Genomic DNA, 11238 nt, shown 5'->3' on the forward strand with positions numbered 1-11238 from the left:
GTTTCGGGAGATTGTCAAAGGAATATTTTAGTAGATTTCAATATTTTTCAGTGTTATTCCTTTAAAATTATAAACCGCGAACCTCCACCACTCTATTTTATGGATATCTGTCTAATTCTCTTCCATCACAATGACTTTTATGTGACATGATAAATACTTGGGCTATTGTTATGCATTGGTTATCGATTTATTATCGTTAAAAAAATATCCAGATAATGAAAAAAGCCCGTGTATATAACACGGGCCTCTCCATTATTTCAAATCCATTGGATTATATAGTTCAATGTCTGGATTTTTATCTTGGAACCAACGAAGTGCAAACTCATTTTCAAATAAGAATGCATATTTATCAAACCGGTCTTTAACAAGAATGCTTCTTGAGCTATGAAGATTTTCATCAAGCTTTTCATCTTCAGCCCAGCGTGTGATCTTACTACCCATGCGCTCCATCACGACTTCAACATTGTATTCATTCCTCATTCGATGCTCGAATACTTCAAATTGAAGTTGCCCAACCGCACCAAGCAGATATTCTTCCATCCGAACCGTTTTGAAGAGCTGAATTGCCCCTTCTTGTACGAGTTGGTTTATTCCTTTATGGAAATGTTTCTGTTTCATGACGTTTTTAGCTGTTACCCTCATGAATAATTCCGGTGTAAACTGAGGCAGCCTTTCAAACTGAAACATGTCTTTGCTTGTTGTAATCGTATCGCCAATTTGGTAGTTCCCGGTATCATATAAACCGATGATATCTCCGCTTACGGCTTCGTTTACGGTGTTGCGATCATCAGCCATGAATTGAGTAGAAGAAGAAAGGTTGATTGGTTTTCCTGTCCTGCTCAAGTTGACGCTCATTCCACGCTCGAATTTACCGGAGCAGATGCGAAGGAAAGCGATCCGATCACGGTGTTTTGGGTTCATATTCGCCTGGATCTTGAAAATGAATCCAGAAAAATCATTACTGACAGGACTCATTTCACCTGATGTTGTCATCCGTGCTTGTGGAGCTGGCGCAAACTTCAGATAAGCATCCAAAAACGTCTGAACACCAAATGTCGTTAAAGCACTTCCAAAAAATACGGGACTAAGTTTTCCATTCGCAATGTTTTCTTCGGAGAATTGGTTACCCGCTTCCGTCAAAAGCATTATTTCTTCCAAAGTTTGCTCATATAACTGGGAATCCTTAAGTTTATGATCCACTTCGAGTTCACCTTCGTCATTCAACGGAAGGAAACGCTCATCCCCTTCAGTTTTAAACTGTTCAATTCGATTATTGAACCTATCGTAAATGCCCACGAAGTCTTTTCCCATTCCAATCGGCCAGTTCATCGGGTATGTTTCAATACCTAATACCTCTTCAAGTTCGGCAAGCAATTCGAGCGGCATTTTACCTTGTCGGTCCATTTTATTGATAAAAGTGAAAATCGGGATACCCCTCATCCGGCATACTTTGAATAATTTAACCGTCTGGTCCTCGATCCCTTTTGCCGAATCGATGATCATCACGGCGCTATCAACAGCCATCAGTGTACGATATGTGTCTTCACTGAAGTCTTGGTGACCTGGTGTATCGAGAATATTAACACGGAAATCATCATAATCAAATTGCATGACCGAAGATGTAACGGAAATTCCCCGTTGCTTTTCAATCTCCATCCAGTCACTGGTTGCATACTTCCCTGTTTTTCTGGCTTTAACTGTTCCGGCATCACGGATCGCGCCACCAAACAGCAATAATTTTTCTGTCAAAGTCGTTTTCCCGGCATCCGGGTGAGAGATGATTGCGAAGGTCCGTCGGGATTGAACCTCGTCTTTTAATGTAGTCATAAAATTTTCCTTTCATTATTGGAGTCATCAATAAAAAAATTTATAGGAGGTTTATTGTATTTTTTACATTGGAATGGCAACCTTTCTTTGTATGCAAAGATCCTGATCATACACAATATATGTAAGAAGGAATATATCATAAGGCTTAAGCCTTGGCTACTCGGCATTCATTTCAATCAACCTTACTATTTTAACACGATATGAAGGAAAGATGTAGAGGTGAATGAATCACCATAGGGGGATTTGTACAGATAGCAAAACAAAAGACGCTTAATCAGCGCCCCTTATCCTAATTCATATGGTCATCGTTCATTTTTTCATGGTTTCCCAAACTTATCTTGCTGTTTTCATCGCTTTTTTGCTTTTCCAGCGTTTCTTTACTTCCTTGAATATGATGGGAGCAGCAAAAATGAGGGCCCTTTTTAATAATTTCTTCATTTTACATCAGTCCTTTCTTTCTTATCCTATACCCGATTATTTTCGTGAAAAACTTTAATGCCAATTGTTTTTGTAATTTGAAACATAAGGGAAACCAAGACTTTTAACCTCTTGGACTTGGAAACCCCCGTCAAATTAATCCAGGAAAATCCTTACCAGCATTACCGTTATACTTCCCCTCATAAAACATCCCTAATATTATTTTTCCCAAATGAAAATGTATAAATCACTTCCATTTGTTTTATCCTTTATAAAGGTGGGTATATACTAAAAAACTGGGAATTGCCTCAGAGGATGGATTTAGAAAAGGGTGAATATATCCTATAGGCAGTCACACATTATCAAGCATCTTCATATGATTATTTTAACTTGAATGAATGAGGGTGTTTGATAATGTGTGAAATTGATTTTTCCATCCAGGGGAAATCATCACCATTAATATTTTTAAAATTTTTAGGAGGATTCATCGAATGACAGTAACAGGTAAAGTAAAATGGTTCAATAGCGACAAAGGATTTGGATTCATCGAGGTACCAAACGAAGATGATGTATTCGTACATTTTTCCGCCATTCAAGGAGAAGGGTTCAAAAGCCTTGATGAAGGTCAAGAGGTTGAATTTGAGATTGAAGAAGGAAACCGCGGACCTCAAGCTAAAAACGTTGTAAAACTCTAAAGTATAGAAACATAAACATAAGTCATATGCATTAAAAAAGGATGCTTCCCATATTGGGGGCATCCTTTTATATTTCATTCATTCAAGTTTACCTGGCTTCTCATTCATTAAAATGATCCAAAATGAAGCTGGGTATATGTTCGCCAGAAAAACTCTTGATGTCCACATCCCTGCTATCTTTATAATAAAAGGCAGCTGAATACTCTCCGCCCCAACCGATTTGGGCATTATCAATGGCCGTTTCGATTTCCGAAACCGTGTTAATTTTCAAGTGGTTTTGCTGCTGTTCAATCTGTCGTGCAAGTTCACTTTCTGAATTCGAATTATAAATTTCCGGATTGGTCTTCGCAACCAAAATATATGAGATATCATCAGGCATTAACCGCGCTTCTTCTGCTTGCCCCGTATTTTCCATCCATTTTGAAAACTGAGTATAAGAAGAGTCCCATTTCATATAAATGATTTTGTTATTATTCAAATGAATGTCAATGGAGGCATAATCACCAAAAGAAGTTGTCATTTGGGCGAACGACTGATTATTCAGGTCCTCAGACAATGCCCGCACAGCTGCTTCCAGCTGTTGACCATCCGTGATCGTTACGGATTTGTCCACTTGTCCGCTCGCCGTTATCCTGATTTTAGAAACGTCTTTGGCGGAAACATTCAATAACTCATTAACTGTTTTTTTATATTCACTCGACTCATGAATTTTCGCCAATAGCGGCAGGTAAGAGTCGTAGTTTTGCAAATAATACTCTCTTGCTAACCGTTTTCCATTCTTGAGTTCATATATCAGAAATACGGATTGTCCGTCATTCAATTCACCAACGGAAACATTTTTTCCCTTTTCGATAATTTGCTGATGCAATAACCTGATTACGTCTATATTTTCCTTCTCTTTAAGATAAGTGGATGCGTTATCTGACGTACCATCTTCAAAAAATATGGGTGAATTGCCAATATATATTTGGCTAATCATCTTTTCATCAGGTACCTTGCCCTTATACTGAATGGGATCTATTTTTAAAATGAGTGCCAGTATAATAATAACCACCATAAATGCTACATAACCTTTCAGGTTGACCCGTATCCGCCAAGTCTTTTGCAGGACGATTTCCCCTAAATAAAATCCAAGCAAAGAACCGACGATATAACCGAAGAAAATCCACCCGGGTTTTCCTGTCGTTTCGCTAAAATAAAGTCCTGTAAACAACATCATGCATATTGTCAGGCCGAATTTAAATAATGGCTTAATCTTAGGAAAAACGAATGCCTGCGATACATGTTCCAGCTTTCTCCTCTCATAGAGAAAAAGAGAACAAAACAGAAAAAGAACGGTCAAAATACTGTAGATTAATGTATCAACCGAGAAAAGGGTGATTTTCTCCATCTCCGTTGCAGCTAATAAGGGTGAAATGCCATTCATATTGGCACTTAGATAATAATCTGAAGAAAATCCTGCTACCAAAAACTTCAGATTGGCTGCAAACAATATAAACAACCCCACCGGCAAAACAAGAATAATATAGGTGAACAGGCCTTGCAAGGCTGATAATCCCGTCACCATTCCAATTAAAACGGCAACAGAAAAGATCAAAACTTCCAAAATAAAAGTAATCCCCATCCAGGACCAAATATCCGGGATCGTATAAAGCCTTTCTATATCTATTGCCGAGTGGAATAATATCAATATTGAACCTGTAAATAAAATAGGCAAACCAATGAAGCCTATTCCCGTCCCTATCATATGAAAATAGATGTTGCGTCTAGTAATCGGTAAACTATGAATAAAATCTGAAGCTTGTTTCATCTGTAAAAACCGAAACAGGAAGATGGCAAGTAATACTGGAATGACGATGACCAAGACAAATTGAATCATCTGCTGACTGGAAAAAAGGTTTTCGAATTCCACATATTCATTATACTCATTCAAAATAATCGTTAACATTTCCAGAGGCAGTGCAAATATGAGGCCGACGAAATATAGGAAACCGATCCAGCCAGTGCTTCTGAAAATATAGACAATCAGTTCTTTATTAAACCAGGTTATTCTGGATGACATAACCTATATCCCCCATTTCATAAATGAATATCTCCTCTAGGGTAAGGGGGAGAATATCGAATATTTCTGGCTGAAATTGATTAAAGTGCGATTTAATCATGGATTCTTTACCTTTAACAATGCAAACGATCACGCTGCCGCGTCTTTCCTTGTTAAGAATTTGAATTCCGTGGTATAAACCGTGGGGAATTTTATGTTTAAAGGCAATTTGCACTTTGTGTACATCCGCTTTTAAGTCGTCCAAATCCTTATGGATAACAAGCTCCCCATTATGTAGGATCCCTACATGATCGGCTAAATCTTCAATTTCCCGGAGATTATGGGAGGATATTAAAATCGTCATATCCCTTTCTGAGACATCCTGAATCAATAACTGTTTCACATTCTTACGCATGACCGGATCTAACCCATCAAACGGTTCATCGAGGATGAGAACTTCCGGCATCGTCGAGAGTGCGAGCCAAAAAGCAACCTGCCTCTGCATGCCCTTTGATAGTTTATGTATTTTATATTGGAAGGGTATCGGGAATACCTCCTGTAATTGGTTGAAACGTTCTTGATTCCAATCACTATAAATCTGGCTATAAAAACCTGCCATTTGCATGATCGTATAGTTAGCCAGGAAATAAGGTGTATCAGGGAGGAAGAAACAACGATTTTTCACATCACGGTTTTCAAACACATATGATCCATCAATAAGAACTTCACCGGCATCCTGTATCAGATTGCCTGAAAGCATTTTTAATAGAGTCGTTTTCCCCGCCCCATTGGAACCTAACAACCCGAATATGGATCCTTTTTGTATGACCAAGGTGACGTCCTTGATTGCTTCTTTTCCTTCATATAATTTACTCACCTGTTTTATTTCAATCATGAATCTCCCCCCTTTGCCAATGGACTGATTTCTTTTACTAATCTATAAATCTCATGTTTTTCGATACCGATATACAGAGCTTCAGCGAGAACCTTTGCAAGCTCGTGTCTGATCTTTTCTACTTTTAATGAATTTTTCAAAGATTTAGGAGGTGCCACGAAATTCCCTTTGCCTGGTAAAGTATAAATATAACCGTCAGCTTCAAGCTGCTTGTATGCTTTTTGGATCGTATTTGGATTGACGGTCAATTCCTGAGCCAATATTCGAATGGATGGGAGCTGATTATGTTCCAGTAAAACTTCATTGATCATTAGTTCCTTAAACTTATCCATCAATTGCTCATATATTGGCTTTCTACTTTGTACATCCAACTCAAACATCATCAACCCTCCTAGAACAATGGGTGTATTACACTTCCTAATACAGTTTATTATAAAACAATTTCTTCCAATTTAAAACAATAGCCTCCATAAACTCCCTATCATTTTGTTTAATAAGACTTATAGTAGGGAACTAATGATAGTAAGAATAAACAAAGGAGTTGTTTTCATTGAAACCATTATATACAGCTGCAGTTACCGTACACGGTGGTCGTGAAGGACATGTAAAGTCAGAGGACGGAATTTTGGATTTCGATGTGAGGTCACCGAAGGAATTAGGTGGTTCGGGTGAGCGCGCTACAAACCCTGAACAGTTATTTGCAGCCGGTTATGCGGCTTGTTTTGACAGTGCCTTGAATCTTGTTCTGCAAAAAGAAAAGAAAAAAGTCGATACATCCGTGACAGCAAATGTCACGATCGGTAAAGATGAGGAAGACGGCGGCTTTAAATTGGCTGTAAGGTTGGATGTTTCGATTCCTGACCTAAGCAGGGAAGAAGCCGAAGACTTTGCCAAAAAAGCTCACATGACCTGCCCCTATTCAAAAGCAACTCGCGGGAATGTCGACGTCACCTTGATTTTGGTATAAAGATTATGAAAGGGAATGGACCCGGCAGCGAAGCTTTGGTCCATTCCCTTTTCCTTATTTCACTTCTTCCAATCCCTTCATTTTCAAAAGAAAACCCAGACCTATTACGGCCATGATAATCAGTGACCCTAATGCCATCCGGCTCGCCAATGTACCGAGATCATGGAAAACCAACGTAATCGTTCCATATAAAAGCGGACCGATTATTGAAGAGACTTTTCCAGAGAATGCAAATAGTCCAAAAAATTGTCCCCTCTTCTCCTCTGGGGTCAATTCAATGATATATGTCCGTGATGTCACCCACATCGAACCCAGCGAAATGCCGAACATACTCCCTGCAACCCAGAACCAAAGAGCGGTTTGTGCGAAGACCGCTATAAATAAAGCGACCAAGAGCAGAATTCCCACATATGTCACAGCTAGCCGCGGTCCCTTCGACTGAGTGATGTATCCAAACATAAACGAACCGGCAATACTCGATACTGTCGATACCAAGTAAAGCAAAATGAAACCGCTTGAGGAAAATCCGACAACAGTCTTGGCATATACGGCCATCATGCCAATAGTGGTCGCAATTGCATCGTTTAAAAAGAAATAAGCAATCATGAATGTAAAAACCAATCGATAGGATTGCATCTCTTTAAAAGTTGCTTTAATTTCCTTATAACCAGATAAAAAAGGTTGTTTGGCTTTTTGCTGTTTTGGAGTCTCTTTTAAAAAAAAGAATAAGGGAAGGGAAAAAACCAGAAATAAAATGGCCGTGGGCATAAAGGCTTCATGTGAACTACCTTTACTTATGAAAGGATAGATTGACAGTCCCACCAACGTTCCAAGGTATCCTACGGCCACTCCAAATCCTGATATAAGCGGCAATTGCTGTTTCGTACCTAAATCACTCATCATCGTATCATAGAAAACAAGACTTGAATGATAGAAAAACTTAGCTATCACAAATAAAAGAATGACGATCACTAAGGAAATTGGAATCCCCAGAAATTTTCCATCGAATGATAACCCTCCAAACACCCCCATTAAAAATGTACTTGCAACAGATATGAGCGTGAATATCATAATGTATTTTTTCATTTTTCCCGTTCGATCGATCATGACCCCGAACAGCGGGGAAAACAAAACAAGAAACAAACTGGCAATCGCATTTGCGTACGAGATGAAAGTACTGGCAATCTGATCAAGAACAGCATTTTCCCCAATCTGTTCCTGGAGGAAGAATGGAAAGAAAATCGTATTGATATTAGAGGAAAAAATCGTATTGGCAAAATCGTAAAAAGCCCATGAGAGAATGGGCAAGGAAAAATATAAACCAAAATTACCCTTCCATTTTTTAGACTTCGGTTTCACCTGCAATTCCATCTGCTTTCCCCCCTTATTGATACTTAAATTATATGTATTCCATACCTTTCCAATAAATCCTTTTATGTCTGAATAATCACATTGTGTAAAACATGATTTTTTCCTACCTAACATGTAAAATTATGAAATGAGGCTGTCAAATTGCAAATTTCTTTTATTTTCTTTAAGTTTGGGTAAATAATATCGAAGAATTTTAATTACTGTGTCTAAAAGGAGTGTGAAAGGTGATCGCATTTTTTCTTATTTTCTTGGTAACCACCCTTGTCTTGTTCGTTCTCTACTCTAAAAGAACAAAGAGTGATTTCCCTGAAAGCTTCATAAAGCAGCATTCCCCCCTTAAAATTGGACATCGCGGTGCATCTGGATATTGCCCCGAGAATACAATGGCATCTTATATCAAAGCAATTGAATTGGGAGCTGATTGCCTGGAAGTGGATATCCATCTTAGTAAAGATGAAGTACTTGTGGTTCATCATGATCCCACCCTGGATCGAACCACAAGCGGCAAAGGGAACCTCCGTGATTACACCGCTGCCGAATTAAAGGAATTGGATGCAGGAAGCTGGTATCATACTCGGTATAAAAATGAAAGGATTCCTTTACTAAGTGAGGTATTGGAGAATTTCGGGTCAGAAGTTGGAATCTTAATCGAATTAAAACATCCATCTTCTTATCCCGGGATTGAAAAGAAACTTGCAGAAGAATTAGGGAAATTCCAAGAATATTCAACAGGTAATAATAGGATAATGGTTCATTCGTTCGATATGGAATCCATGAAAAGGTTTCATCAACTAATGCCGGACATACAAGTGGGCGTTTTGATAAAACGGCGCATTAATGACCAAAAATTAAAAGAGATTGCAGAGTTTGCATCATTTTTGAATCCAAAGCAAACGATTTTAAATACGAAGCTGCAAATGCGAATCCAAGAGCACGGGATGAAAGTATATACATGGACCGTCAACAATAAAAAACAAATGCGCATGTTTGAAAAGATGAAGTTAGATGGTATCATTTCCGACTTTCCTGATTATTTTTTGGATTGAAACTTTGAAATTAAAAAAATGAAAAAAACAATCCGCTAATGCGGATTGTTTTTTTCATAACATTGAAATGATTGTATCTCATGCGCATCCGTTCCATAATAGGCCCATCGCTGTTGACTTCGTCTCCATCGATAACCCGTCACGGAATTATAGCCCACATAAGTGGGGTAAAACCAAAATGAACGGCCATTTTTAAGCCAAACATACGTATTTTGGTATAAGCACCCTTTCATTGATCCAGCGTCAATTGCCTTATACATTCCATCGTGAAGTTGTGGAATAAATAAAGGCGGAGCTATATGAGGTGGGCCTCCTCCTTGCGACGGCCGTGGCGGCGGCTCGCCCCGCCAGGCGGAGTCCTTACATCCATTATCTGATTTTCAAAAGGAAATGGCGCTGCCGAGTAATCATTTTCAATGTAACCGGGATGTGCATTTTGATATAAATTATTTTCAGTACCGTTATGGTAGTTCTGTTGATCAAATGAATCGTACGGTTTCATATCTTTTCACCTCATGATTGAACTTCTTTTTATCCGAATGTAGACGAATGACCATGTGTGCAATCTTCGCTCAAATTACATCTCTGGATTCTAAAAAGACCTTTAACGTCAAATTATCACATTGGAAAATATTCCCTGTTTATTTTTTGAAAATACCCCTTATATTTTTTAGCTTCTTCCACTAGAATTTGATATAGTGTTCTTAATGATTTAAACTCAGTAAGATCAATAGTCATTCAAGGCCTTAAATCGTTACTTGCTTTATTACTTGGAGGCTAACCGAACTAAATTTTCTTATCTTAGAAAAAACGAGGGATTCCTATGTGGGAATTATTATTAGAATTCGATTATCAGACCGTTCGCCATGCGGTATGGGCAGGTTACTTATTTACCTTTGTCTTTCCACTGGCTGCTTTTTATTTCTTAAATAAAAAGCAATCGCTCTTGAACGATAAATATCAAGCTTCCGTTCATTCAGATAAAAGTAAATCCCCTGTTAATGCAGGCAGCATTTTTGATTGGCGCGGTGCACAGCGCTTTTTCACATTTATCCGGCAAAAGGACTCACCCGATGATTCCGATGAGCCAAGCCTCCTTCTCGTTGTTTAACCACTAACAATTCGAGGAGGAATCATTTTGAAGAAGAAAAACATGTTTCTATTTACCGTCCTATTTCTAGCAACGACCCTTTTGACAGGGTGCTCTGCAGCAACGAGCGGCCCATTTCATACTGCATTGGTTAACCCCATGACAAAAATGCTTGAATTTAATGCTGATTTATTTAATGGTAACTATGGTTTAAGCATCATCATGATGACATTTTTAATCCGTCTTGTCTTGCTTCCGCTGACTGCCAAGCAATATAAAACACAGCTCAGCATGAAAACGAAGATGAATGGGCTGAAACCGGAAATGACAGCAATCCAGCAGAAAATTAAAGAGACGAAAGATCCAGCTAAACAAAAGGCCCTTCAACAGGAAATGATGCAGCTTTACCAAAAACACGGAGTCAATCCTCTAAATATGGGATGTCTGCCGCTTTTGATTCAAATGCCGATTCTCATGGGTTTTTATTATGCGATTCAAGGTTCCCATGAAATTGCGACCCATAGTTTCCTTTGGTACAGCCTTGGCCAGCCGAATATTGCCATGGCGATTATCGCTGGCGTCATTTATTACTTCCAATCGGTCATTTCCATGAGACAAATGCCGGAAGAACAGCAGAAGCAAATGAAGATGATGAGCCTGCTCTCACCAGTAATGATTTTATTCATTTCTTTCTCCGCTCCTGCTGCATTGCCACTGTATTGGTCAATCGGAGGTTTATTCATGATTGTTCAATCCATCGTGCTTCAAAAAGTATATAAAAAAGACCATGCCAATGTCCCTGCTGTGACTGAAACGGTTATGAAAAAAAGCTAATCCAACTTTAAACTGTACCCTATAGAGCAGACACTTTAAAAAAGTCTGCCTATAA

General features: G+C 38.6%; 11 protein-coding genes. 5 read left to right on the forward strand and 6 right to left on the reverse strand.

Annotated features, from left to right (window positions below):
- Nucleotides 1–252: 252 nt before the first annotated feature.
- Nucleotides 253–1827: a peptide chain release factor 3 gene (locus QUF94_RS19880; protein ID WP_289317348.1), complete on the reverse strand. Its 1575-nt coding sequence runs from the start codon at nucleotides 1825–1827 to the stop codon at nucleotides 253–255.
- Nucleotides 1828–2735: 908 nt separating this feature from the next.
- Between QUF94_RS19880 and QUF94_RS19885 the strand changes: the two genes are divergently transcribed.
- The gene (locus tag QUF94_RS19885; RefSeq protein ID WP_061462203.1) at nucleotides 2736–2939 is read left to right on the forward strand and encodes a cold-shock protein; all 204 of its coding nucleotides are present in this window, start codon (nucleotides 2736–2738) and stop codon (nucleotides 2937–2939) included.
- A gap of 100 nt (nucleotides 2940–3039) precedes the next feature.
- Here QUF94_RS19885 and QUF94_RS19890 read toward each other — a convergent pair whose 3' ends face one another.
- From QUF94_RS19890 to QUF94_RS19900, 3 genes are read right to left on the reverse strand one after another with little or no spacing between them, the layout of a single operon-like run.
- Nucleotides 3040–5001 carry a DUF6449 domain-containing protein gene (locus tag QUF94_RS19890; RefSeq protein ID WP_289317349.1) on the reverse strand — a complete coding sequence of 654 codons (1962 nt, stop codon included), beginning with the start codon at nucleotides 4999–5001 and terminating at the stop codon, nucleotides 3040–3042.
- Nucleotides 4976–5875: an ABC transporter ATP-binding protein gene (locus QUF94_RS19895; protein ID WP_289317350.1), complete on the reverse strand. Its 900-nt coding sequence runs from the start codon at nucleotides 5873–5875 to the stop codon at nucleotides 4976–4978. The genes QUF94_RS19890 and QUF94_RS19895 overlap by 26 nt, the downstream gene beginning before the upstream one ends.
- Entirely contained in the window at nucleotides 5872–6255 is a 384-nt protein-coding gene (locus tag QUF94_RS19900) for a GntR family transcriptional regulator (RefSeq protein WP_289317351.1), read from the reverse strand. The genes QUF94_RS19895 and QUF94_RS19900 overlap by 4 nt, the downstream gene beginning before the upstream one ends.
- Before the next feature lie 170 nt (nucleotides 6256–6425).
- On the opposite strand from QUF94_RS19900, the gene QUF94_RS19905 reads away from it, so the two are divergent.
- Nucleotides 6426–6842 carry an organic hydroperoxide resistance protein gene (locus tag QUF94_RS19905; protein ID WP_289317352.1) on the forward strand — a complete coding sequence of 139 codons (417 nt, stop codon included), beginning with the start codon at nucleotides 6426–6428 and terminating at the stop codon, nucleotides 6840–6842.
- 54 nt (nucleotides 6843–6896) lie between these two features.
- Here QUF94_RS19905 and QUF94_RS19910 read toward each other — a convergent pair whose 3' ends face one another.
- The gene (locus QUF94_RS19910; protein WP_289317353.1) at nucleotides 6897–8213 is read right to left on the reverse strand and encodes an MFS transporter; all 1317 of its coding nucleotides are present in this window, start codon (nucleotides 8211–8213) and stop codon (nucleotides 6897–6899) included.
- A gap of 224 nt (nucleotides 8214–8437) precedes the next feature.
- Between QUF94_RS19910 and QUF94_RS19915 the strand changes: the two genes are divergently transcribed.
- A complete protein-coding gene (locus QUF94_RS19915) occupies nucleotides 8438–9259 on the forward strand; it encodes a glycerophosphodiester phosphodiesterase (RefSeq protein WP_289317354.1) in 822 nt (273 codons plus the stop codon).
- 295 nt (nucleotides 9260–9554) lie between these two features.
- Here the strand turns inward: QUF94_RS19915 and QUF94_RS19920 are convergent, their stop codons facing one another.
- Nucleotides 9555–9761 (reverse strand): hypothetical protein, encoded by a 207-nt coding sequence (locus QUF94_RS19920; protein ID WP_289317355.1) that lies wholly within the window; start codon nucleotides 9759–9761, stop codon nucleotides 9555–9557.
- Between the two features lie 321 nt (nucleotides 9762–10082).
- Here QUF94_RS19920 and QUF94_RS19925 point away from each other — a divergent pair, with 321 nt between their 5' ends.
- Both QUF94_RS19925 and yidC read left to right on the forward strand, forming a co-directional pair.
- Nucleotides 10083–10370: a hypothetical protein gene (locus QUF94_RS19925; protein ID WP_289317356.1), complete on the forward strand. Its 288-nt coding sequence runs from the start codon at nucleotides 10083–10085 to the stop codon at nucleotides 10368–10370.
- A 27-nt stretch (nucleotides 10371–10397) separates the two neighbouring features.
- Complete coding sequence (yidC, locus tag QUF94_RS19930; RefSeq protein WP_289317357.1) at nucleotides 10398–11183, forward strand: membrane protein insertase YidC; 786 nt, start codon at nucleotides 10398–10400, stop codon at nucleotides 11181–11183.
- Nucleotides 11184–11238: the final 55 nt, after the last annotated feature.

It is taken from the genome of Peribacillus sp. NJ4, assembly GCF_030348345.1.
GTDB lineage: Bacteria > Bacillota > Bacilli > Bacillales > DSM-1321 > Peribacillus.